The organism is Priestia sp. SB1, from assembly GCF_038898415.1.
On sequence record NZ_JBBJSS010000002.1, the window covers coordinates 295,934 to 318,497 of the forward strand.

Here is a 22,564-nt window from a genome sequence, read left to right on the forward strand (position 1 = left end):
ATGTTCTATTGTAGTTTCGATTGTATGGATAAAAATCAAAACAATTAAAATCTAACTATTCTAATAATGGTTATTATGGTAAAATTTTCTCATATGCTGGAATATACATAGTGCTAAATAGGGGGGCTGTGGGGTGTGAGGCCGGTATAGAAATAACAAATAGGGGTGGATGAATGTTGAGACAAAAGTTTAAAATGGAAGAAATCTTGCAAATACTAAGCGGTATTATGGTTTTCGTTAGCTTCTTCCAAGCTTGGATTTATGATGGGGGTCTAAATTATTTTTATGGTCCAGAACTAAAAAGAATGTTATATGATCCACCTTTTTTAATTAACCTTGTTTATTGGCTACTTATATTGGGGGCTGCTAATGTATTTTTTGGATGGAGCAGAAAATATAATGGTATCTTAGCTGGCACAACTGCAGTTGTGGTTTTTCTCTTTTTAAAGACTATTGTAGACTTTAACAGTCAGAGTGAAAAATTATCTGCTGCAAATGGCTTTTATATGGCTGGTGTAGGAATGATTGCTGCTGTAGCTTCGATTTTAGTAGCAAGAAAAGAACGGGCTAAAGTTGGATCAGAAACAAGAGATGTTAATAAATAATGGAGATCTTCAATGAAGGTCTTTTTTTGTTGTGGAATTCAACAGTTTGGCTAGTAGGTATTAGCCCGCTAGAAGACTAATAAGTATGTCCCTGCAATATTTATATTATATATGTTCCAAAATGTATTGGTGTCAGTGTATAAGTATATTTATTTAAAGAGTGTTTTTCATATGATAAAATATTTAATGGTTAAATATTTTTAATTAAAATCAGTATAGGTGTTGAGTATTAAAAGGTTTTTTCATTCTGAAGGGGAGATTTATATGAAATTAATTTGTTTAGATATGGATGGTACAACTTTAAATTCTGAAAATATGATTAGTAAGGAAAATATAGAGGCTATAAAAGAAGCTCAACAAAAGGGTCACATTGTTATGATGTTATCAGGAAGAGCTCCGCAATCAATTAATGAAACTTTGGAAATGTATAATTTACAGTGTCCAATTGGTGGAAGTAACGGAACCGCTGTTTTTGCTGATGGCAAATTATTAGAACTGACTTCATTAAATGATAAACAATGTAAAGAAGTAGCTATGCAACTTGAGAAAGAGTCTATTCCATATAAAATCTATACCAACAAGGGAATATATATTGCTAATGACTGGGTTGAACGCTTAAAGAGTGTTTTATCTTCAGGTAATATTCCTACAGACTATTACGAAAATGAAAATTTTGAGAGAATGACAAAGTTACCCGAAGAATTAGATGGTCACCTATACTTTAATTCTGTTGAAGCTCTCATAGAGGATAAAGAAATTAATATTCAAAAGTTTTTCATACTTGCTTTGGATCCTATACAAAAAGAGCGATTGCTAAAAGGTTTAGGGAGCGTTTCTGAAAGCTATATTACTTCTTCATCTCCATTTAATGTAGAAGTAATGAATATAAATGGAAACAAGGGAAATGGATTAAAAGTAATGGCTCAACACTATAATATTCCTTTAGAAGATACAGTTGCTATTGGTGATCAGTATAATGATATTCCAATGTTTAAAGTAGCGGGATTGTCTATTGCAATGGGTAATGCAGAAGAGGAAATAAAAGAATTAAGCGATGTTACTACGCTTACAAACGACGAAAATGGGGTTGCTTATGCTATTAAAAATTATGTGTTAAAGGAAAAAACCCCTGTAAATTCATAATTTAATTCTACAGTTTTAACGCTTTATAAAATTAATACGTAAGAAAAGGCTTATTCTTAGCAATAAGCCTTTTTTAGTTTAGAAATATTTATTAGCTCATTTTAAATAGTTATCTTTTTAAAGTATAAGCTCTAGAAAGTTTCTGTTTGGGATAATACAAGATATAGCGGTTGCTCTATATTAAATGAATTAATTAACTATTTTATTTATAAAGAGGCAAGTTTACATAAATCGCTAAATAGGTTTTTATTATGTTGTCGGGGGGGAAGAAAATGGATAATCTGTTTGATATAATAGAAATGGGGGAAGGAGAAGTGGACAGACTTGTTGGTTAGAAAAAATGATAAGGACTATCCAATATTAAAGGATAAAATGAAGAGGACTGTATATTGGATATTTGTACTTCTTTTTACGGCAATAACAATATCGTTAATAGCAAATTCTTTTACTGTGAATAGTAATGTTGTTCCTAACAAGAAGAATGAGGAAAGTATAGTTACTAAGGAAACAGAGAAAGAAGTAAAAGGGAAAGTAGAAAAGACAAGAGAAGTAACAACAACAGAGAAACCGTCACAGCAGGCAAAAGGATTTCAAGAGCTTATGATTCATTTGCTTTATGAAAAAACTGTCGGTACGGTACTAGTAAAGCATTTTTTAATGTATCTGGGATTGCTGATATTATACTTATTATTTATATTAACTCAGAAGAATGTAAGCAACTTAAAAGTAGCGGGATTAGAAGTTGGTACTTCGCAAGATGTCCAAGCTGAATTCTATAAAGCAGTTGAGGAGCAAAAAAACAAGTTTGATTTTTTAACGTTTTGGATGAGAGAAGAGAACCGGTTAACATTTATACGTAATACAGATATAGAGCATCGAACATTTCTAGGTTTTTTAAGTAGAATGTTAGAAAAGATGCAGGAGTACTATAGAGATGACTGGAATATTAATTTTAGTTTCACTATTTATGAAATGAATGAATTTGAAAGATCAAGTCTACCTAGGAAAGTAAAAAAATCTGCTGTTTCACTAACGGAAGAAGATAAAGGTTTACCAATACTTAAAGAAAAAGATCTTCACTTTCATAAGAATTATTTGATTTATAAGGTGACAGAAGTTAATGTAAAAGATGCTACAGATATTAAAGAGCATATGATAGTATTATCAAGCTATTATAGTGAATTTGATGAGGTTGATAGTATTCTTATATCTGGTCTAAGTGCCTTAATTAATTTAATATATATCCAAACTACACAATCTGATTTTATTCTCTATTTGCTTAAGGAGAACCAAAGAGCAAGAGAACGATTAATGCTTTAAAGTTTTAATATAAAGGAGAGGGTTAGGAATGTTTAAAATGCGGCCAAAAGACAAAGAAAAAATTGAACAAGTTGCAGTTGAAGTGAAAAATATTAATTATGATGTTAATTACTTTTTAAATATGGCTGAAAAAATGCAATACAAGGGACCCAATTCTAGCGATGATATACAATATCATAGAGGGAGTCTAAAAGGTTACCGTAAGGCTTAAAGAAACTAATAAAGTAAAATAACCCGCTCATAGTGGGTTATTTTTTTAGTCCTAAAATGTTACGAATAGCTTTTTGGGCAACCTTGTTATTAGCTACATATTCTCTTGAATCATTGGATCTATTCTTACGCCCAGGATACTGAACGTCTTTAGAACTTTTTTGTCCAACTTTTTTTGAATAATTAGAAATACTTTCAATTTCCTTCTTTGAAAAAGCCATACTGTTAACACCTCCAAAACAATCCGGTCTAAAATGTATTAATCAGTATGTTCAATTAAAAAAGATAAAATACTTGTTCCAATTATTTAACTTATTTATAACCTAGTTTTTATAAGTTTCACAACTTAATTAAGTTGTGTTAAGAGGAAATATAAATTGATAAGAATTTACCTATCAGGTATGCATAATTGAGAGAATAAAAAATAGTTCTATTTTTTTGAATTAGAGTTTTAAATGTATATATTAAAAATGTTTATATGCCGAACTTAGGGGGTGTGGCAATTGGATTTTAAACAAAGTTTGGAAGAACTATCCGAAAAAATTATTCAGCGAAAAGAGTTCATTATAAATGAAGAGGCTACTAAGCAATCATTAATTATTCCTTTTATAAAAATATTAGGATATGACGTCTACAACCCATTAGAAGTCCAACCTGAATTTACATCTGACTTTGGATTTAAAAAAGGTGAAAAAGTGGATTATGCAATTAAAAAAGAAAATAAGCCTATTATATTTATTGAAGCAAAATTTGTGAATGAAGAAATCACTCGACACAGTGCACAGCTTTGTCGTTACTTTAATGCAACGCCAGAGGTGAAATTTTCCATTTTAACTAATGGTATTCAGTATAAGTTGTTTACAGATTTAGACCAAGATAACATTATGGATGAAGAAGCGTTTTACTCCTTTGACTTATCCAATTTAACGACTACTGACTACGAAGTAATTTGGCAATTAAGTAAAGAACAGTTTAATAAAGATGAATTAGTAAATTACTCTCAAGAGCTAGTTTATATGACCAATATTAACAATACTCTAAAGGATTTATTTAAGAATCCATCTGATGATTTTATTAGGTTTTTAATTAAAGATATTAAAAATCAAAGAGTTACCTATGCTTTAATAGAACGTTTTAGACCTATTGTTAAAAAATAGATAAATAGAACCTTTTTAGATATGATTGGCGAAGGATTAAATGACTTAACTAGTATGGAGACTGGAGAAATAAAGGAGATTGATGACAATCTTATTGATATGGTAGACATTGAAAAAGAGCAACCTGTTACAACAGAGGAGGAATTAAAGGCATTTGAAATAGTTAAGAATATCTTAGACTCGAACGGAAGAGATGTTACCAATTTAGCTTACAGAGATAACTTATCGTATTTTAATGTTATTGATAGAGTAATAACAAACTGGTTTTTAAGATTATATTCAGATAGAGAGGAGAAGAACATTATAACTAGGCTAGATGTAGAACTAGTGCGCAAACTTTGTCCGGTATTTAAAGTAGAGAATTCTCCGAAGGGTAGTGGCTTAAGTCGTGTATATTTCAACAATATTGAAGATTTAAGAGGAATGGAAAATTTAATAATTGCTTGTTTTGATGAATTAAAAAGGAATTAAGGGGCTTTTATAGCCTCTTTTTGTTTAAGTTAATAGTTATATATGGAAATATAAATTATAATAGCGATTAAGGTAAGTTATTTTATATATATGGAATTTATTTATGGATAAAATAAGAGGTGCTATCATTGGATGATAAAAAGGTATTGCCTAAATTGGAACCTGGTTTGATTTGTGGAGAATGGAAACTATTAGAGAGATTTAAAGGCAATAAAGAAAATGGATATGCTGCTGATTGGTTCTGTAAGTGTTCTTGCGGAACGGAAAAGAGAATAAAAGAGTATATGTTAAAGAGTGGTTCCAGTAAAAGTTGTGGTTGTCTTGTATTAAAAGAATTAAGATCAATTGTAGGGACAAAATTCGGGAGATTGGTTGTAAGAGATGTAGTTAAAGAAGAAAGCAGTAATAATTGGTATGCCGTTTGTGACTGTGAATGTGGTAAAAAGAATTACAAAATTAGAAAACACAACTTGGAAAAGAAAGGTGCATTGGCTCAATGTAAGAATTGCAGTATGAAGGGGATAAGAACAATAGATTTAACTGGTCAAATTTTTGGTTATCTTACTGTCACAGAACAAGCAGGAAAACGAGGTAGTAACGTTCTATGGGAATGTAAATGTGTCTGCGGAAATAAGAGAAAAAATACAGGGAGTGCATTAACAAGCGGGGATATAAAAAGTTGTGGCTGTAAGAAGTATGAAGAAGCAAATTGGAAAAAACACGGACAATATGGTACTCCTCTTTACACTGTTTGGAATAATATGATGAGTAGGTGTTTTAACGAAAATAATCAAGCATATCATCATTACGGTGGTAGAGGTATTATAGTTTGTGATGAATGGCAAGATGTAAAAAGGTTTATCGAGTGGTGTGAGGGAAGTGGGTATAAGGAGGGTCTACAGCTGGATCGCAAAGATACTAATGGAAAATATGAACCTTCTAATTGTAGATTTATCACCAAAACGGAAAACCAAAATAATACACGGGCGAGTGTAAGGTTTAAGTATAACGGCCAGCTAAAAACAAGAAAAGAAATAATTGAAATTTATAATATTAGTCTTACAACTTCTTATAATTGGGAAAAGAAAGGGAAATTAGAAAGGGTTATGCTCTATGAATGACAAGACACTTTGTATCAAATAAATAAAAAACATAGAGTTAAAATTAAACACCAGGGGGAATAAAAAACTCTTGATAAAATGGCAAAAATATTAAGTGTTTCTACTTTCACTACTTATATATGAAATAATAAAGGAAAGTTAATAAATATATACAGCTTCTAAAAAAGAGAGAAAGGTCACTCCTTCTCTCTTTTTTAGAAATTAGCTTAATAAAGAAAAATTTTTAATCGAGAGAAAATATTTTTTATTTAGTAAAAAATAAAGATTATAAACCTTACTAAAGAAATAAAATATATTATCCATTAGAAATTTAAAACAACTAAAAAATAATTTGATATTCTCTAGTTTGTTTTTCATTGAGGGTTAAAATAGGAAATAAAATAGATAATAAAATGTTACTTCAAACATCCTAAAATAGTTATTTTCGGCGTTTTGAAATGCGGTTTTTTACACCGCTCAAACCCTTGTAGCTCTAAGGCTCAATTGAGTTTGATGTCAAAAAGTAATTTTTTATCATTTTTTACTCTATTTTTGGACAGGAAATAGGTTTTTTTGCAATGGTTTTTGATTAAACAAATGAAAGCGGCCATCTAAATATACATAAAACACCCTCTAAAACGGATTTTTATAGATATAATTAATGACTTAATCAGATATTTAAATAAAAACGTCATTAACAAGGGGTATTTCTTGGTGACTCTTTTGTATTATTGCTTTAGTAAAGAGTATATACTTATTTTTTAGTAAAGGTAGGAAGAATAGCAATTCTACTAATGAATAGTAATTTATTCTGTAGTAGATACCAAATAGAATATTTTCTAGTCAAGAATATGTGTTTTTTCATAAGTAAGGGAAGATAGTTGAAGAATAGAAAAAGAAAAACGTTAGACAACTTATCTAACGTTTCTGCATTTACTAATATTACACTTCCACTGCAACAATTCTATCTGAAGCTTGTTGTTCACTATATAAACCTAAGTAGGTAGACAGTTCATCGTTATAGAAATATTTCTCTAAACGTTTAGTGTCTACTCTTTTTTCTTCTAACTTAATACGATACTCGCTTCCAAACAAGCAAGTTGTACAATCATCTTCTAAATATAATGATCCAGTAATAAAGTGCAAATCGTTACTGTTTATTTTATATAGGTGGTTATAAGATTCTAAGGCTTCGCTATTTTTGTTAGGTATTTCTTGTACTAATAACTTGGTTAAATCACCTTGTTTGAGGTAAAGAGCATTTGTAAGCTGGAATTCTTCTCCTGAAGTTATAATCGTTAAGAAATAATCTCTATTTATACGTCCGATTAAAAAATTTCTAAATCTAAAAGTGTGAAGTTCATTTTGAAAAAGAGTTATTAGCTCGTTAGTCGTTTTTACATTCACTATTTCTAAATTTTCTCTACGGTATACCATTCTAAATCCTCCTATACATTCCTTTAGGACTGAACAATCTAAAAAGAATGTTTGTCGTTTTTTAAAGTATAATCAGGAACCTTAAAAGGTTGATAAAAAATAGAAATAACTGTTCAATTGCGAAAATCTTTTTTCCACTTTGACTAGGGTGCTTGATAGAATTAATACATAAAAGCTCTGGTAGCTAAAAAGGAGAAGGAAGCGGAATGATTCAAACGAGAATAAGTGGACTTATAAAACAACTTCAAAAAATGAAAGAACAAGAAGGCGATATATTTGTACTATCATCTTTTTTTATAAGAAATGACGATCCAGATAGCCCTTATGAAGGTCATAACGTATTTTCAAGTCCTAAGCTTTCATTAGACACGTATGTAGAGCATATGAGGGAAGATGGAAGTGTCGAGTACAACTACTTAAAGAGCGAAAATTTGAATTGGAACAATGGACGGAATAAAGAAGAAAAAGTATTGCTACTAACTCAAAATGAAGAAGTAGACGTAGATATAGATTAGAAGAAAAGGGGAAGTAAGGAATGGGTATGCCGCTAGAAATGAACTGGATGATTGTTACAAAAGGTGAAGAAGAAAAAGTGGTGAATAAAGAGAACTACTTTAAGTTAACAAAAGAAGGTTATCGTCTATATCCGTTAGATATTGCAGTAGTGGAAGTAAGGAAGGCAAAAGAAGCAGCTACTATCGGACTAGCAGAAATCAAAGAGATGAATTGGGGAAATGGTTATACAACCATAACCTATGTGCTTAAAAAGCTAAATGGAGTGAACTAGAAGGGCTATATAGTCCTTCTTTTTTATTATGGGGTAATTTATACCGCTAGCTGCAATTAAAATAGTTACTCGGAAATAACGATAGCAAAAATAATAAGGAAGTATCTTGTAGTAAATGCTAAAATTAAGTAATTAAAATTAAGTGAAGAAGAAAATGAGGTAAGGTACAAATGCTTACGGTTACAGAAATGTTGAAATATGGTGGAATAGATACAAATGCTAGAATTAAATTAGCTCGTCACAAGGACTCTAGGGAAGGTGTAAACCTAGAAGAGATAGCACATTTAGGGATGTTTGAAATTTATCAATCTTATCAAGAGAAAGATGTATTTAAGGATTGTGACTATGTTGTTTCTTTCATTGGTGAGGAACGTAATCAAGCTTTATTTGTGGGTGTATATAAAGTCGTATATAGCGGAAGTGTAAAAGGGATTCCAGAAGAATATCGAAAGCATTTTGGTCCAGAAGCTAAGAAGAATAGTAAATATAGATATCTTCTTAAAAAGGAAAGTGGATTTGAATCATATGAAAAAAGGTTAGTGTTTGAATGGTTTGTTGGTTCAAGGAGTTGGTTTAGAATTCTTAGCAAAGATACAGATATTAAAAGTCTTCAATGGCATCCTGAAGGGTATGTAGCGGATTTTCCGGGCTACGATAATGTGATATTAAGCCATATTGAGTTGGAGAAAATGATTAATAACCCTACAGGGAACAAGGTTTGGCACGATCAACTTTCTTCTGTGAAAGGCGTATATTTAATTTTGGATAGAAAAACTGGATTTTTATATGTTGGGGTAGCAAAAGGCGCAAACGGATTTTTAGGAAGATGGAGAGAATACGCCAATGATGGTCACGGTGGGAATGTTCAACTATTAAAAATAATATTAGAGGACGAAAAGCGTAAGTATGATTTTCAGTATTCAATTTTAAAAGTTGTATCATCCACAGCTTCTCCTTTAGAAATTCTTGCAGAAGAAAAGAAGTATAAGAGAAAATTAGGTACGATTGAATTTGGGCTAAATTCTAATTAAAAGGCAGAAGAGAAAGTGTTTTATCTAATTCCTAAGATATTTGCATATAAATAACAGTAAAGAAATGCGAACAATAAGTTTGCATTTCTTTACTGTTATTAGTCAATGAAAAATTGATTCATAAATATTCCTTCATACCTAAAAGCATCTTCTTCAATAGGTTGATTTTTGTACTCTTCTAATTCGTCACCTAATACAATGTCCTCAAGAGTTTCGTTTGGATTTGGGGTCTTAGTTTCTCCTCTGATATAATTAGCGAAATTTAAGTCCCACTCTTCAACAGGCTCTGATTTTGGATTGGCAAGCCAATAGGAAATTCGAGCTTCAACAGGATTTTTAAAGAAAAGAATTCTTAACTTACTTAACCACTTTACTTTAGAAACATCTTTTGTTTTTTCATATTGATAATGATGCCTTAATTCGTGAGCAACTGTTACTGCGGTAAGTATTCCGAAGTTTAAAGAATTGTGGTTAATACTCATTTCTGCTCTTGAGCCATCGTAATATCCAGGATTGTTAGATGCTAATTGTTTGTAAGTAATTTTAGGTGCATTTTTAATTTCTAAGCGAGTGCTTAAAAAGGACACAAGCTCTAAAACTAAGTGCTTTTTTTCTTCGGTATTTAAAAGTGACCAATTTTGCAATTCAAAGTTTTTGCCAACCATTCTGCAATTTTTTTTATCAGTTTGCTGAATTTGCTTCCATAAACTCAAGAGATAGTCCTCCTACCTGTAGTTAGTTTAAAAATATTTACTGGTTAATAGTAGCATATAAGTTAAAATATTAAATCTATTTATTCTTATAAAATCGTATTTAAATAAAAAAACTGGACACTATTCATTTTCTAATTATTATGCACCTCTGTAAAAGGGGGTGCTTTTTTGAGTTTATCAAATAGCAAACAAGATTTAATAAATGCATTAAGAGGGAACTATCCCGTAATTTATATTGTGGCCAAAGATGAGAGACCAATAGTAGAAGCAATAAATATTTATATGGACAAGTATGGAGAGAAAGATCATCGGTTATCGTCTTGGGATTTTAATAAAATGTATAGGGATTTACAAGACGGAACAAGGCTAGTTCATTTTAAAGAGGAAGCGTTGGGTAACGAAATTAACCCAATAGGTTTCGTTCGAGTTGATAACAAACAGACAACTCCTAAAAAAGAGAGTGTGGATATAGGATATTATGAAGCAATAGAGAAATTAAGAAATCTTAGCGTTAATAGAATTTTGCTTTTATTGGATTTTCGTACCCGTATTAATGCAGGTGACATAGAAAATGTAGGTAAAATAATAAGATCAATAAAGGATTTTGCTTATGAATCAATTTTCCCTTTCACAGAGGAATACCATTTGCCTATATATAGAAAGTCTGATGCACAAGTAAAAAGAAGCCTTGTTCTTGTTTCTCCAGTTTTGAAAGTACCAAAAGAATTGGAAAATATAATTCATATTATTCATTTTGATGATCCGGAGAGAGAAGAAGTTAAAAATCTGTTAGAGAGTTATTCAAAACAGGAAAATATTATTTTAGATGAAGCGTCAAAAGAGAAAATTATAGAGGCTGGCATTGGTCTGTCGGAAACAGAGCTTATGATATCTATTAAAAAAAGTCATTATTTAAATGACAAAAAGACAATTAAAGCAAAGGACATTCTAGAAGATAAAATTCAGATTATACGTAAAAAAGGTTCTTTAGAATTTTTGGATGTGAATTTAGATAGGAATTCTATAGGAGGATTTAATGAGCTCTTTCCTTGGTTAGATAAAAGAAAACTTCTGTTTAAAGAATCTGTTAGGAAGAAGTACAATCTAGATTACCCTAAAGGTGTATTGCTTACGGGGATACAAGGATGCGGAAAATCCTTGGCTGCTCGTGTAATTGCTAATGAGTTAGATGTACCTATGTTGCGGTTAGATATGGGAAGTATGTTTAGTAAATGGGTGGGTGAGTCTGATCAGAATTTCCGTAATGCATTAAAGACAGCGGAACAAATGGCTCCTTGCGTACTATGGCTAGACGAAATTGAAAAGGCTCTGTCAGTAGGTGACAATGCTCACGAAACTACAAAGCGTATGTTTGGGTATTTCCTTACGTGGATGCAGGAAAAGAAAGAACCAGTGTTCTTAGTTGCAACCGCTAATAATATTGATGCACTATCCCCAGAGTTTATGAGAAAAGGTAGATTTGATGAGATATGGTTTGTTGACCTTCCTACCTTAGTAGAAAGAAAAGAAATATTTAATGTGCATTTCAAGAAGAAAAACATAGCATTTGAAGATACTGATTTGGAAAGAATGGCCATAGAAACTGAAGGTTACTCCGGCGCAGAAATAGAAGCGGCTGTAAATGAATCAGTGTTAACTACTATCTTAGAAGCTAATGAAGACTGCACTATAGATATAGTTATAAATGAAATACGTAGAATAACACCGTTAAGTGTTACTCATAGTGAGAAGTTGAATCAAATTAGAAAATGGGCAACTGAACATCGAGTGCGATCTGTATCTCATAGTAGTAAGTAATTTTAAAGAAAGAAGTCCTAATATTATAGGGCTTCTTTCTTTTTTTTGAAATCGATTGACAAGTAAAAAAACCTAACTATATTAGCAACAGAAATAAATACATAACTGAATGAATAGGGGAAATGAATAATGAAAAACTCAATCCAATTTTTAGATATCAAAGCTGCTTTTGAAAAAGGTTTTAAAAACAATGGCTTCTTCCGTCGTGGAGACGAACTGTTTTTAATTGACCTTAGTGGCGAAAACTTTGCTGGTATGCGTGACAAAGGTTTCTTTGAAGGTGTGAGTCAAGTACATTGTATTATTACTCACACGCACGGCGACCACGTAGGGGGAATTGGTGATCTTGCTTTATACTCATTCTTTTCTATGGCTCCAGGCTTTAGTAAGAAGTTAAAAGTATACGCTCCGACTCCAATTCTGGACGATGTGAAAAACCTGCTCCGTATTCTCGGAACAAACGATATGCATTCTGATGTTATCGGTTTGGACCTTCGTAAAGCTACTAACGTTGGAGGTGTTGAATTTGAACCGTTTCTTGTAGAACACGTTGAATGGTTAAAATGCTTCGCTTTCGAAATTCGTTTCGAGGACAACTTCATTTACTACAGTGGTGATAGCAATATGGTCCCTGAAGTTGTTGTTGAAAAGCAGTTGAAAGGAGAGTACACAGAGTTTTACCAAGATACTTGCATAGCTGATTATCCTGGTAACGTGCATCTTCATTTAAATTTGCTTGAGGGGCTTATTCCAGATGGTAGCCGAGACAATGTGTTTGTAATGCATTTGGATAACGGTTTTCCATTGGAAAAGGCTGAAAAATTAGGATTTAAACTTCCTAAGCTTTCAGGTATGGATTACTAATTCATAATTATTTGAATTAGTAAATACACTTCCTATCCATAAGTGATTTACTTTTAATTGCTGAGTGGATGTGTAAATATATTAGGGATAAAATCAATCGATTCTATCCTTTTTTTTATGCGTACTTTCCTTTCTTAGCTTTTTTACTTTTTTTCTAAAAAAACAAAGTATTATCTTTCCAGAAAATAAAACACGTAGAGGTGGAAGATAATGAAAAAGTTAGGTAAAGGAATCATTTATTCATTCGTAGCAATTTTAGTTCTAGCTGCTGGAGTATCTTTAGGAAAGGTTTTTGCTAAGGATAACGCTAGCAAGGAACTACTTGTAGCTAGAGAGGATAAAGTAAACGATAGTGTTGAAAAGGAACAAGAACTATATGTAAATGCTAAAGAAGTATTATCAAAGCAGAATGATGTTTCGACTCCATTTGGTGAAGTTAACGTTGCTGTAATTGATAGCGGTTTTGATCCAAATCACCAGGATTTAAAAAATCAAGTGGCACGTAGTTATGATTGCGCATTAAAAAGCAAACCTAATGAATGTATTCAAGTTGAAGACGAAGGGATGCACAGCAAAAGTGATCAAAAACACGGTACTCACGTAGCAGGAATTGTTGCTTCTAGTCGCTTTGGAGTGGCAAGGGATGCAAATCTATACTTGTTTGCTGCCGGTGACAATGGACAAAAAGATACAATAAAAACAAAAGGCACAATTAGCGCGTATAAACAAATTCTGGAACTAATGGATTCGGGAATAAAGATTGACATAGTAAATATGAGTTATGGAAAAGAAAAAATGAGCCCAATCGAAAAACACCTTTTAAAAAGAATTTATGATAAGGGTGCCATATTAGTTGCGGCAGCTGGTAATCCTTGTTCATATCAAAATTCAGAAGGTAAATGTGTAAAGCAAGGAGAAGGTGAAGAGTATGCAATAAATCCGCATCGAGACACAATAATATTTCCTGCTAAATTAGATTACGTAATTAGTGTAGGGGCAGTGGATCGTCAAAAGCATAAAGCTATTTGGAGTTTAAAACAATCTGCTTCCGGTAGAGAACTTGATATAGTCGCACCAGGGACGGATATTATGAGTACTCTTCCTGACAATAAATACGGTCGTCTTTCTGGGACATCAATGGCTGCTCCGTTTGTAACTGGCGTGTTAGCCAATTATAAAAAGGAACATCCTACATATAGCAACAAAGAAATTGTGGGTATGCTTTACGAAAGTGCAAAAAACGTAGGCGAACCAAAGAAAGATAAAGATTATGGTTACGGTATCGCGTGGAACTTTCCATATGAACATTTTTATATCAATGAAGGGATAAAGCTTAATGGTAAATATAAGATTTATAATTTTGCAGATGCTGACCGCTCTTCTTATAAAGAAATGCTATTAGAAGGAACGTACAAAGCGGTAAAAGCAAAAGATATTGATAACGAAACAAATAAATGCAAGTATGTTTACTTAGTAAAAGACGATAAAGAAATTGGCTGGATACAAAATGCTACCCAATATTAATTTTGCTAAGGAATAGTGATTAAGGTGTTTACCACGGTAAATGAGCTACTTTAAAACTGACGCTTATATTTAATTGCAGAAGTTTAAGTAGAAATATTAGAGTTATAAATGCAAAAGCACATAATTGAGATTATGTGCTTTTTTTCAACTTGATTAAATAGCTATGTACCTTAGAGAAGTTAAGTCTTAATTTTACCCAAGTATATCTTAGGCTCTTTTTACATTTGTGTTAAAGATACGAGTAACTATAAAGGCTGTGATAAGGAAAGAAGTATTAGTTATCAGAAGGCTCATTTTAAAGCCGTTAGTGAAAGAGAACAAGCTAGGGAATATTGCTGGTAACAAAGCTAAAATTAAAGCTATTACCAAGATTGTAGCTATGTTGTACAAGATAGTTAAAATAACTTTCTTGTTAATGTTAAAAAGGGGTATTCTTCTATATGTAATGCTGATGAAAAAAATTAAAGGTAGAAAGATGTAGTCAAGGCTGTTAAATGTTCTGATGATGTCATAAAACAGTAAAACATAAAAGAGGCCTGCAAATATTTTAGATACACCAATAGATATAAGAATGGATTTGCATAAGTCTTTGTTAGATAAAATTAGTGTTTCTTTACTTATAGAAGATTGTTTCGTTTTTATAAGATGTGCCTCCTTTTTAAATGCCGGAAGATTACCTATATATTTTTATTATACTTGATGTAGATATAATACAATAATGGTAGTTTAAGAAGTTCTTCTAAGAGTGGCGGACAAACAATTATGGCTCATATGATTTTAATCTCAATGCTACAAAAAAATTCAAATGATGATGATTGGACTTTAATAGTTACAGATCACTTATTCGGAGCAATGTCCGCTAAAAAACTCGTTCAGCCGCTATTTGTCGCGTTAGAAATGTTAAAGGTACAGTGGATTACTGTAATGCCAGCTAATGCTCCGGTTGAAATTACGAGTAACTTTAATACCGTGTACTTAATGAAAGTTGATTACCAAAAAGGTAAAGGGAACTTGACGTTTGAAGTAGAGCGGAATGAAAGAAGATTCCTCAAAAAACTTCCTGTTATTGACGATATGAGAACTCACATTGAAAAGAAAGAATTAATGTAACGCTAATTAAAAAGAAATGCCGCTAATTTTACGGCATTTCTTTTTTTATTGATATAAACATTTAGAAAGTTATGCTATTTAAAAGTAGTAAGGAAAGTTCTCAAAATGTACAAGGGGATTTTTAAGACTTGCAATGAAATAATTTATGTCGTATTGGCACTTTTAATCGTGGAGATGATGAAGTATGACTTGGGTTGTTATTCTTTCTATTGTAGTGGTTAGTGCTCTCAAAATCTTAATAACCTGTCTACCAACGTCAGTGATAAAATGGTTAGTTGGTAAGTTTGAGTTACATAGAAGCCTTAATATGGATGCTGAAATTACTGTGGGGGTGAAGAAATAAAAGGGGCTGAAAAAGAGGAGCTTATAGCAAATTTTAATAAAGGAACCTTTTTAAAGAAGTATTATATACATCCAGGCAGCGAACGCTATTTTCTATATCCTGAAGGAGAGGAGACGCCAATCAAAGTTGACTTTATAGAAGGTAAAAAAAGAGTATCACTGTGGTTATATGTGTACCGTGACCATATTGATGTGATAAAGCAATACTCTGAAAAGATGATTGCTTATAGTATTTATTCTAATGAATTACAAAGCGGTATGCTTGCTGAATAGGGTATAGACGAAAAAAGAAATGGCTATTGCGTACCATTTCTTTTTTATTTACTTATTTATTTAATATCGCTACAAAAGAGGTGTGATTTTGAGATTTATCTGAGTGCCCCCATTTAGAGCATAAAAGAAAAAACTTTTTGGTATTTTAATATCCTCGATGTACTGCTTATACATTCTTTCTATAAATTCAGCAAAGAAATCAATTAGCCATAGTTCAACGTTATGATTGAACGGTTCATTTATTAAAGAATCGAACTCAAATGATGAATCTTCTTGATTAAATAAACCAAAGTTTATGTCTTTACACTGAATACCATCAATTTCAATTTCTCTATAGGAGATGCAGTAGCTCTTATGTTTGTATTTTACAACTAAAGCTTGTCCATTAGGTTGTTGTTCATTGGTATCTGAAGACAACTCACTATCATCAATAGCTGGTTTGTATTCGAAAAAGTTAGTTATAGTAAATTCCCTCAAAAAAGTATTAGGAATAGGGTTCTTCTCTATTGTTGGCTCAGAAGTATTGTAGTAGAACTTCATTTCTTTCCAATGATCTGCAAACTTATTTTGGTTTATAACGCCTTTCCATAGAGCATTTGCCCAGTCTCTCCCCTTGCTCTTTACCCAATATTCAAAGGGGGAGTCGTATATAGTGGAATAAGGAGGTTCTTTGTATCTTCGTTTATCTTTTAAATCTCCTAATAAAACAAAATAATTGTTTGCGCTTTCTTGTGTCCAACCTTTTTTAAACAGCATCTTTTCGAGTTCTTCTTGCCTGTTAGAATCTTTTTCTTGTTTAGCATAGGGATCAAATTCTTCGGTACTGCCAAGAGAGTAAATAACAACATCCATTTTTTCCTTGAGGAGTGTTAGGGCGTATTCTTCATTTTTGGCATTAATATATTTTTCCTTTATGTGAAGATTATTTAAAAAATAAAGGTACCCATTATATTCTTCTAACTGCTTCAGATTATTGTATAAATATTGTAATAAAGTTGAACACAACGGAGATACTCTTTTAAATTCATCAAAAGATTGACGCGTTGTTAATAGATCGTTTACTAAAAGTGGAATATGTATTTTGTATCCTGTAATTGTTCCAATGTGTTCTTTCGCTGTATTTATAATATCGAACCAGTAACCCTGAATATAATTTAGTTCCTTATTAAGACGAGTGAGTTTAGTTTTATCCTTGTTTTTTAATAGTTTCATTATTTCTCCCTAGGATGTATCACATTTGTAATATTTACTAATTATTCTAACAGAAAATGTTTGTGGGTTGAATGGATAATTTTATAAATTCCATTGTTATTCAATGGATATTAGTGTCATATGTACTAAAAGAAGTATATTTGGATACGAAAGGCGTTAGTTACGCAATGAAATATGTATTTAAAAACCAATAAAAAGATTAAATTAGCATAGGTCTATATAATTAAATAAGAACTAAATAATTACATAAATGTATATAAAGGGGCGAATGAATTGACTAACCTATAATATTGAAATTTGACTAATAATGTGTATGATTATAGCAATTTACAAACAGGAAGTAGGGATTACAACTCAATGAGTAATGTTAATTATAAAATTAGTTATTCAAGCCAGCCAAATGTAGAGATACCTGAAAATGCTAAAATGCTTCCAAAGGAACTTGATAACATTGGCAAAGCATATGTTGTCCACGAAGAAGGTAAAACAACTGTCTACCTTAACTATTCTGTCGGTATTAAGATAGATAAGCCTAGTGTATTTAGTATAAAATTGATAGATGGAGTTATGGTCATTTCTGTAAAGAGACCTAATGCTGGAGTAAAAAACAAGATAAACTATCACTTTTTTAAATTAGAATTCGATAAAATTATTGAAAACATTAGTCTTCAAGAGATGTACGATTAATAGATAATTTTTAAAACCTTGCCGTTCCGGTGAGGTTTTTGTTCGTATAAGTGCTTAATTATTTAGCAAATGCACTAGGTAATTAACTTTTTTATTATTTTTACCACACTATAAGTTCTCGTGTTAACATAACAAAAATTAACAAAAAGGAAAATTACCTTTTCGAATGATGGAGGAATATAAAATGAAATTAGCAGAGTTAAATTATGTTGAGTATTCGGACGATTCTACAGGGATGGACATTCACGTTATATGGGATTATTCCAATAAAGGGTTAGGGTATCAAGTTTCCATTTGGGATGGTGAACAATATGATGCTGCCTTAAATATTGAAGAATATGAACTAGGTTCTGGCATTACAAAAATTACCGAAATATCTAACTTAGAAGAAATGTTTAAAGGATTAGAAATAATTGCTGATACCTATTTAAGAGCTTTAAATTCTAATGATATAAGTGTAAAAGAAGCTTTCACTTTATGCACGAACTTAACAGAAATAGATATTCAAGAAAAAATGAGAGAAGATAGCGAGAAAGAAGCCAGCAGTAAAGTATTATGTGCTGACTGTGGAGATAAAGCTCAATTAAAGACAGCTAATGGGAAGAATATTTGTAAAGACTGCAGAGGTAGATTATATTGGGAGTGTGTACATTGCAAAGAATTATTTGATGATGATCACACTCGTCTTACACCAAAGGAAGCATATTGTATCAATCATATTGCTGCAAACGAAGAAGGGAACTATGTAACTCCCAAAGGAGAAGTTTATACAGAAGAAGAAATGCAGGGATAAATATTATAAGGTTCGACATCTGTCGGACTTTTTTATTTTAGGCAGTAAAGGTTAACGAAAAAAAGAGTTGTTTAAAACAACTCTTTACCTGTTTATGCTGTGCATTGTAAAGTGAATTATAATTAGAAAATATATTTTACTTTAGCTGCTTTAAAATTGACTTGAAGTTCCCTGTTTTAAGGTTTTTCGCGTCATTTAAAAAAATTTTAGTAAATACCTCGATAACTTTTGAAATTGGATAATACATAAATGTAAGACCTAATAACAAAATCTGAACAAGATTTAAATTATGATAATCCGCGTTCTTAGTGTAATATTTATATAATTCTTTTCCTAAACCAATAGAACACGTAATTAACACATACCATTTAGCAAAACTCCATAAAGAGTAAATTGTTGTTCCAATAATAAAAACTGCAACAACAAATATAAACCATCGCCAAAATTTATCTTCAAATCTCAAAGTGAACACTTCCTTAATTAAGTAGATTTGTTATAACAACAAAACTACGTATTTTAGAGATTATAGAAAGAAAACATAATGTTTGTATTAAATTTTGGAAATAATTATTTAGTATACTCTTTTATTGTTAAAATATACCTTGTGACATATAATTCAATAAACGCCTCTGTAGCTATAGAAGGGAAGAGCGCCGGAAAACAATTGTACAGACCGGGTCGCAAGGCAAAGGTTTCAGAAGCACCGAAAAGCAAATTAGCTGAGGCAGGTGAAATTCCTAGCCGGTTAAAATCCGTAGGGAAGCGTGTTCTCCCTTAGCCTATGCTTACGAAAGGAGTGCGGGTTCGAATCCCGTCAGAGGCATATAAGTTGTTAAGTTAACGTTTAAACTTTTATTGAAAATATGAATAAGAAACAAAAAAACCACCTTTTATAACAAAAAGGTGGTTTTTTTGTGTAGAGATAGCGCCATTAACAGTAGGTGTTCAACAAAGAATTACTATTAATCAGTTACCCGAATCCGTGGCATTAAAACCTGTTTTAAAATCTTTTCTTTGATTATCTAATAAATCATAACCAGTTCTTATCGTCTGATCCCCGAATTTTTCTTTTAAAGATGCAATCGCTTTAGTTAGTGGTTCTTTCTTTTCATATTTAACCGCATCTTCTTCAAAACTAAATAAATCAAGTTGCTTTGTAGAATCTTTTTGCTGTTCAATTTGATGTAGGGAAATACCTAACAAACGAACTACATCTCCGCTCCAGTTTTTTCTAAAAAGAAGAATTGCATAATGGAGGATCTCTTTTTGATCAGAAGTAGGATTGGTTAGTTTGCGACTACGCGTAATTGTTTTAAAATCTTCGGCATATCGTATGGTTATTTGAATAGTTCCTCCTACTACGCGCTTATTGGATAGTCTTTTACTTACGCTCTTAGATAGTCTCTCTAAAACTTCTACTAGTGTTATTTCTTCAGAACTGTGTTTTTCCAGAGTAGTAGTGTTGCCAATGGACTTATAATCATAGGCAGCATCCTTGTCTACTGGTCGCTCATCCACACCATTAGCCCAATTCTTTAATAACGATCCGTTTTTCCCTAGAGTTGTCTTTAATTTATAATCATCAGCTTTTGCTAAGTCCTGAATAGTGTATATGCCAATACTATTCATCTTTTCAGAAGTCTTTTTTCCGCAACCGTGCAACTCGTTAACAGGCAGCGGCCAAATAACGCTAGGAAGGTCTCTCTTACGTAACACGGTTATTCCTAGTGGTTTTTGCATATCGCTGGCCATTTTACTGAGTACCTTACAGGTAGAGATTCCAATAGAGACAGGTATCTTAAACCTTTCTAATATCTCTGTTCTTATTCTCTCCGCTATTTCCATTGGTGTGCCTAACTCCCAAGCATCTGTGATATCTAAATAAGCTTCATCAATGCTAGCTGGCTCCGTTAAAGGGGAAATACTTGTTAAGTACTGAAATATCTCTGAAGAAGTTTCTCTGTATAAATCAAATTGACTTTGCCTAACTATAAGATTTGGACACTTCTGCTTCGCCTCCCATAAAGGCATTGTTGTACTTATGCCAAATCCTCTTGCCACATAGTTCGCTGCAATGACCATACCGTTTCTTTTGACGTTACCGGATACCACAACAGGCTTACCTTCTAACGATGGTTCGTTAGCTATCTCAACACTTGCAAAATACGCATTGCAATCTATATGTAGAATGACTCGTCCATTTTTAGGATAATGAGATTTCATCTATTTTACCTCTTTGCTAATCCGAAGGTGGAAATGCATCTACTATTATTATGCACAAAATAGTAAAAAATATCTATTTATATTAATCTCCATATTATTCAAAGCATACATTGCAAAATGAAAAAAGATCTTATCAATACTGATAAAATCTTTTGTAGTTTAATATGGATTATTTGCAAAACGCGTAGGTATCTTTAAAGATATCTTGTTCTACAATCCACATATTATCGGCAGACTCTAAAATTACATAGTCTCCAGGTTTACCTTGTAGTGTAGCTCCCCAAGGTGTGTCAACAGAAGCAGTCTCCTGTAATTGAATGCTGCGAACTACTACTTTCTTTTTCGCATACATTCCAGGTGAAACTTCCTCATATTGCGCAAAAGTTTCTGCTGGGATAGGATATTTCTCTCCCTTAACTCCTGTCGCAATGCGAGAACCAACAGGTGCTTGCATAGTACCTTCTAACGTTTCAACTGTTGTTTCAACTGTTAAAACCGGTCCAATAGCAATAGCAATTGGTTTTTTGTATACTTCTACACCTTCAGCGAACATTTTGATTCCTTGATTGTTTAATTTTGTCATTTTTGTTTCCTCCAATAATATATGTATTTGGTTTAATTCTGTAAGTAATATAATGTATTCTTTAAAGAAATCAAGAAAAAAATAAAAATTATATTCATAAGGGTTTTTGTTGCAGTTTTAGCATAAAAGATCTGCCACTTAACAAACAAATTTATGGAGGAAATAATTATGCTTACTGATACATTGCAGGAACTTGTAAATGAAATCACGAATAAAACTAATTATCTATCTGTAAAAGAAAGTAGCTTACCTTATTATATTAGCAGTTTTTTATCAATGAATAGTTCAAAAAAAGAATCAGAAAATATTATAGAATATGTTAGTTACATTATTGATGTTGATAGGTTGCCGTCACTATATAAAAAACCTCTTATGGAATTAATTAGGCGTTTTGAATTTTCTCCGCTTTCTTTTTATTCGTTTAACTTTTCTTTTAAAACAGGATTTTTTTATAATTGTACACCTAAAAAACAAGATAATGAGTATGCAATGCTTCAATGGATACGGTGTAGAGGATACAAGAATATTGATGCATTGGAATTAAAGTGGTCATTTCTTACAGAGGAAAGTAGAACAAGCGAATATTTAAAGCTTTATAAATACGCTCAAAAGGAAGTTATTAAGGAATTGAAAAAGATGAAGCCGCTTGTTGATCAATTTAACAAAGATACTAGTGGGTTGCTAAGTGAGTTATACGCTGTTGAAATGAATAGGGTGTTTTAAAAGTAATTAAAGACAGTGATTTTTTATAATTAATTTACGTTTAGTTTTGGTGAATGTTGTTAGGGGAATATTCATAAGTAAACTCCTTTTTATAGTTATATATTCCTAATAATTGGCATAAAACTTCTTATAAGTAGTTTAAAAATTACTTTTTCTAGAAAAGATGACAATATCTAAGTATTGTATTTACTAGTTGTTTTGTTATAAAAGGAGTGGTAAAATATGACTACAAACAACAATTCTAGAAAAAATAGTTCTAGAAAAAAGGGAGATGATAGTTTGTTAGCTACAAGAAAATTATCTAATGAAGCTTTTGTAGTTCCGAAAGGAAAGTCTAAAGAGTTTTTAGAACGTTTTAATGCTAAAAAAACTAGTAGATCAACTGCAAGCTTTTGGGATGAATGTAGAGCCGTCTCCAATAAAAATAAAAAATAGATA

The 22,564-nt window shown here is 31.7% G+C and carries 25 protein-coding genes and 1 pseudogene; 19 read left to right on the top strand and 7 right to left on the bottom strand.

Annotation, left to right across the window (positions count from 1 at the left end; translation table 11 throughout):
- Nucleotides 1-173: 173 nt before the first annotated feature.
- From WKH56_RS06825 to WKH56_RS06840, 4 genes are all read left to right on the top strand, one after another.
- A complete protein-coding gene (locus WKH56_RS06825) occupies nucleotides 174-605 on the top strand; it encodes a hypothetical protein (RefSeq protein ID WP_342835012.1) in 432 nt (143 codons plus the stop codon).
- 264 nt (nucleotides 606-869) lie between these two features.
- Nucleotides 870-1,748 carry a Cof-type HAD-IIB family hydrolase gene (locus tag WKH56_RS06830; protein ID WP_342835013.1) on the top strand — a complete coding sequence of 293 codons (879 nt, stop codon included), beginning with the start codon at nucleotides 870-872 and terminating at the stop codon, nucleotides 1,746-1,748.
- A 324-nt stretch (nucleotides 1,749-2,072) separates the two neighbouring features.
- Nucleotides 2,073-3,068, top strand: coding sequence for a hypothetical protein (locus WKH56_RS06835; protein WP_342835014.1), 996 nt, complete (start codon nucleotides 2,073-2,075; stop codon nucleotides 3,066-3,068).
- Nucleotides 3,069-3,096: 28 nt separating this feature from the next.
- Nucleotides 3,097-3,279, top strand: a complete 183-nt coding sequence (locus tag WKH56_RS06840; RefSeq protein ID WP_316910538.1) for a hypothetical protein — start codon at nucleotides 3,097-3,099, stop codon at nucleotides 3,277-3,279.
- Nucleotides 3,280-3,316: 37 nt separating this feature from the next.
- Here the strand turns inward: WKH56_RS06840 and WKH56_RS06845 are convergent, their stop codons facing one another.
- Nucleotides 3,317-3,499: a hypothetical protein gene (locus WKH56_RS06845; RefSeq protein ID WP_342835015.1), complete on the bottom strand. Its 183-nt coding sequence runs from the start codon at nucleotides 3,497-3,499 to the stop codon at nucleotides 3,317-3,319.
- 282 nt (nucleotides 3,500-3,781) lie between these two features.
- Here WKH56_RS06845 and WKH56_RS06850 point away from each other — a divergent pair, with 282 nt between their 5' ends.
- The 3 genes from WKH56_RS06850 (at nucleotide 3,782) to WKH56_RS06860 (ending at nucleotide 6,027) form a co-directional block, all read left to right on the top strand.
- Nucleotides 3,782-4,435 carry a type I restriction endonuclease gene (locus WKH56_RS06850; protein WP_342835016.1) on the top strand — a complete coding sequence of 218 codons (654 nt, stop codon included), beginning with the start codon at nucleotides 3,782-3,784 and terminating at the stop codon, nucleotides 4,433-4,435.
- Nucleotides 4,436-4,456: 21 nt separating this feature from the next.
- Nucleotides 4,457-4,906, top strand: coding sequence for a hypothetical protein (locus WKH56_RS06855; protein ID WP_342835017.1), 450 nt, complete (start codon nucleotides 4,457-4,459; stop codon nucleotides 4,904-4,906).
- A gap of 128 nt (nucleotides 4,907-5,034) precedes the next feature.
- Nucleotides 5,035-6,027: a hypothetical protein gene (locus WKH56_RS06860; RefSeq protein ID WP_342835018.1), complete on the top strand. Its 993-nt coding sequence runs from the start codon at nucleotides 5,035-5,037 to the stop codon at nucleotides 6,025-6,027.
- Between the two features lie 921 nt (nucleotides 6,028-6,948).
- Here the strand turns inward: WKH56_RS06860 and WKH56_RS06865 are convergent.
- Nucleotides 6,949-7,443 carry a hypothetical protein gene (locus WKH56_RS06865; RefSeq protein ID WP_342835019.1) on the bottom strand — a complete coding sequence of 165 codons (495 nt, stop codon included), beginning with the start codon at nucleotides 7,441-7,443 and terminating at the stop codon, nucleotides 6,949-6,951.
- Between the two features lie 206 nt (nucleotides 7,444-7,649).
- Between WKH56_RS06865 and WKH56_RS06870 the strand changes: the two genes are divergently transcribed.
- From WKH56_RS06870 to WKH56_RS06880, 3 genes are all read left to right on the top strand, one after another.
- Nucleotides 7,650-7,958 carry a hypothetical protein gene (locus WKH56_RS06870; protein ID WP_342835020.1) on the top strand — a complete coding sequence of 103 codons (309 nt, stop codon included), beginning with the start codon at nucleotides 7,650-7,652 and terminating at the stop codon, nucleotides 7,956-7,958.
- A gap of 20 nt (nucleotides 7,959-7,978) precedes the next feature.
- Nucleotides 7,979-8,230 (top strand): DUF2584 family protein, encoded by a 252-nt coding sequence (locus tag WKH56_RS06875; RefSeq protein ID WP_316910531.1) that lies wholly within the window; start codon nucleotides 7,979-7,981, stop codon nucleotides 8,228-8,230.
- 170 nt (nucleotides 8,231-8,400) lie between these two features.
- Nucleotides 8,401-9,261: a GIY-YIG nuclease family protein gene (locus WKH56_RS06880; RefSeq protein ID WP_342835021.1), complete on the top strand. Its 861-nt coding sequence runs from the start codon at nucleotides 8,401-8,403 to the stop codon at nucleotides 9,259-9,261.
- A gap of 98 nt (nucleotides 9,262-9,359) precedes the next feature.
- Here WKH56_RS06880 and WKH56_RS06885 read toward each other — a convergent pair whose 3' ends face one another.
- The gene (locus WKH56_RS06885) at nucleotides 9,360-9,974 is read right to left on the bottom strand and encodes a hypothetical protein (protein ID WP_342835022.1); all 615 of its coding nucleotides are present in this window, start codon (nucleotides 9,972-9,974) and stop codon (nucleotides 9,360-9,362) included.
- Nucleotides 9,975-10,142: 168 nt separating this feature from the next.
- Here WKH56_RS06885 and WKH56_RS06890 point away from each other — a divergent pair, with 168 nt between their 5' ends.
- From WKH56_RS06890 to WKH56_RS35105, 5 genes and pseudogenes are all read left to right on the top strand, one after another.
- Nucleotides 10,143-11,792, top strand: coding sequence for an AAA family ATPase (locus WKH56_RS06890; RefSeq protein ID WP_342835023.1), 1,650 nt, complete (start codon nucleotides 10,143-10,145; stop codon nucleotides 11,790-11,792).
- Between the two features lie 129 nt (nucleotides 11,793-11,921).
- The gene (locus WKH56_RS06895; RefSeq protein ID WP_342835024.1) at nucleotides 11,922-12,656 is read left to right on the top strand and encodes an MBL fold metallo-hydrolase; all 735 of its coding nucleotides are present in this window, start codon (nucleotides 11,922-11,924) and stop codon (nucleotides 12,654-12,656) included.
- A gap of 210 nt (nucleotides 12,657-12,866) precedes the next feature.
- Entirely contained in the window at nucleotides 12,867-14,180 is a 1,314-nt protein-coding gene (locus WKH56_RS06900; RefSeq protein WP_342835025.1) for a S8 family peptidase, read from the top strand.
- A 762-nt stretch (nucleotides 14,181-14,942) separates the two neighbouring features.
- Nucleotides 14,943-15,290 carry a hypothetical protein gene (locus WKH56_RS06905; RefSeq protein WP_342835026.1) on the top strand — a complete coding sequence of 116 codons (348 nt, stop codon included), beginning with the start codon at nucleotides 14,943-14,945 and terminating at the stop codon, nucleotides 15,288-15,290.
- Nucleotides 15,291-15,474: 184 nt separating this feature from the next.
- Nucleotides 15,475-15,905 (top strand): annotated as a pseudogene (locus tag WKH56_RS35105) (YfmQ family protein).
- 69 nt (nucleotides 15,906-15,974) lie between these two features.
- Here WKH56_RS35105 and WKH56_RS06920 read toward each other — a convergent pair.
- Nucleotides 15,975-17,117, bottom strand: a complete 1,143-nt coding sequence (locus WKH56_RS06920; RefSeq protein WP_342835028.1) for a hypothetical protein — start codon at nucleotides 17,115-17,117, stop codon at nucleotides 15,975-15,977.
- A gap of 357 nt (nucleotides 17,118-17,474) precedes the next feature.
- Here WKH56_RS06920 and WKH56_RS06925 point away from each other — a divergent pair, with 357 nt between their 5' ends.
- Entirely contained in the window at nucleotides 17,475-17,804 is a 330-nt protein-coding gene (locus tag WKH56_RS06925) for a hypothetical protein (protein ID WP_342835029.1), read from the top strand.
- 184 nt (nucleotides 17,805-17,988) lie between these two features.
- Nucleotides 17,989-18,597, top strand: coding sequence for a hypothetical protein (locus WKH56_RS06930; RefSeq protein WP_342835030.1), 609 nt, complete (start codon nucleotides 17,989-17,991; stop codon nucleotides 18,595-18,597).
- Nucleotides 18,598-18,733: 136 nt separating this feature from the next.
- Here the strand turns inward: WKH56_RS06930 and WKH56_RS06935 are convergent, their stop codons facing one another.
- The 3 genes from WKH56_RS06935 to WKH56_RS06945 all read right to left on the bottom strand — a co-directional run bounded on the left by WKH56_RS06935 (nucleotide 18,734) and on the right by WKH56_RS06945 (nucleotide 21,403).
- The gene (locus WKH56_RS06935) at nucleotides 18,734-19,060 is read right to left on the bottom strand and encodes a hypothetical protein (RefSeq protein ID WP_342835031.1); all 327 of its coding nucleotides are present in this window, start codon (nucleotides 19,058-19,060) and stop codon (nucleotides 18,734-18,736) included.
- Nucleotides 19,061-19,563: 503 nt separating this feature from the next.
- On the bottom strand, nucleotides 19,564-20,820 hold the full coding sequence (locus WKH56_RS06940) for a DNA polymerase IV (protein WP_342835032.1): 1,257 nt from the start codon (nucleotides 20,818-20,820) through the stop codon (nucleotides 19,564-19,566).
- A 169-nt stretch (nucleotides 20,821-20,989) separates the two neighbouring features.
- Nucleotides 20,990-21,403, bottom strand: coding sequence for a hypothetical protein (locus WKH56_RS06945; RefSeq protein ID WP_342835033.1), 414 nt, complete (start codon nucleotides 21,401-21,403; stop codon nucleotides 20,990-20,992).
- A 168-nt stretch (nucleotides 21,404-21,571) separates the two neighbouring features.
- On the opposite strand from WKH56_RS06945, the gene WKH56_RS06950 reads away from it, so the two are divergent.
- Entirely contained in the window at nucleotides 21,572-22,126 is a 555-nt protein-coding gene (locus tag WKH56_RS06950; protein WP_342835034.1) for a hypothetical protein, read from the top strand.
- Between the two features lie 222 nt (nucleotides 22,127-22,348).
- The gene (locus tag WKH56_RS06955) at nucleotides 22,349-22,561 is read left to right on the top strand and encodes a hypothetical protein (protein WP_316910516.1); all 213 of its coding nucleotides are present in this window, start codon (nucleotides 22,349-22,351) and stop codon (nucleotides 22,559-22,561) included.
- Nucleotides 22,562-22,564: the final 3 nt, after the last annotated feature.

What these genes read in the sequence shown, in the direction of transcription:
- WKH56_RS06825 (WP_342835012.1), top strand. Translation starts at nt 174, where the DNA reads ATGTTGAGACAAAAGTTTAAAATGGAAGAAATCTTGCAAATACTAAGC.
- WKH56_RS06830 (WP_342835013.1), top strand. Translation starts at nt 870, where the DNA reads ATGAAATTAATTTGTTTAGATATGGATGGTACAACTTTAAATTCTGAA.
- WKH56_RS06840 (WP_316910538.1), top strand. Translation starts at nt 3,097, where the DNA reads ATGTTTAAAATGCGGCCAAAAGACAAAGAAAAAATTGAACAAGTTGCA.
- WKH56_RS06845 (WP_342835015.1), bottom strand. Translation starts at nt 3,499, where the DNA reads ATGGCTTTTTCAAAGAAGGAAATTGAAAGTATTTCTAATTATTCAAAA.
- WKH56_RS06855 (WP_342835017.1), top strand. Translation starts at nt 4,457, where the DNA reads ATGATTGGCGAAGGATTAAATGACTTAACTAGTATGGAGACTGGAGAA.
- WKH56_RS06865 (WP_342835019.1), bottom strand. Translation starts at nt 7,443, where the DNA reads ATGGTATACCGTAGAGAAAATTTAGAAATAGTGAATGTAAAAACGACT.
- WKH56_RS06870 (WP_342835020.1), top strand. Translation starts at nt 7,650, where the DNA reads ATGATTCAAACGAGAATAAGTGGACTTATAAAACAACTTCAAAAAATG.
- WKH56_RS06875 (WP_316910531.1), top strand. Translation starts at nt 7,979, where the DNA reads ATGGGTATGCCGCTAGAAATGAACTGGATGATTGTTACAAAAGGTGAA.
- WKH56_RS06880 (WP_342835021.1), top strand. Translation starts at nt 8,401, where the DNA reads ATGCTTACGGTTACAGAAATGTTGAAATATGGTGGAATAGATACAAAT.
- WKH56_RS06895 (WP_342835024.1), top strand. Translation starts at nt 11,922, where the DNA reads ATGAAAAACTCAATCCAATTTTTAGATATCAAAGCTGCTTTTGAAAAA.
- WKH56_RS06900 (WP_342835025.1), top strand. Translation starts at nt 12,867, where the DNA reads ATGAAAAAGTTAGGTAAAGGAATCATTTATTCATTCGTAGCAATTTTA.
- WKH56_RS06905 (WP_342835026.1), top strand. Translation starts at nt 14,943, where the DNA reads ATGGCTCATATGATTTTAATCTCAATGCTACAAAAAAATTCAAATGAT.
- WKH56_RS06920 (WP_342835028.1), bottom strand. Translation starts at nt 17,117, where the DNA reads ATGAAACTATTAAAAAACAAGGATAAAACTAAACTCACTCGTCTTAAT.
- WKH56_RS06925 (WP_342835029.1), top strand. Translation starts at nt 17,475, where the DNA reads ATGAGTAATGTTAATTATAAAATTAGTTATTCAAGCCAGCCAAATGTA.
- WKH56_RS06930 (WP_342835030.1), top strand. Translation starts at nt 17,989, where the DNA reads ATGAAATTAGCAGAGTTAAATTATGTTGAGTATTCGGACGATTCTACA.
- WKH56_RS06940 (WP_342835032.1), bottom strand. Translation starts at nt 20,820, where the DNA reads ATGAAATCTCATTATCCTAAAAATGGACGAGTCATTCTACATATAGAT.
- WKH56_RS06945 (WP_342835033.1), bottom strand. Translation starts at nt 21,403, where the DNA reads ATGACAAAATTAAACAATCAAGGAATCAAAATGTTCGCTGAAGGTGTA.
- WKH56_RS06950 (WP_342835034.1), top strand. Translation starts at nt 21,572, where the DNA reads ATGCTTACTGATACATTGCAGGAACTTGTAAATGAAATCACGAATAAA.
- WKH56_RS06955 (WP_316910516.1), top strand. Translation starts at nt 22,349, where the DNA reads ATGACTACAAACAACAATTCTAGAAAAAATAGTTCTAGAAAAAAGGGA.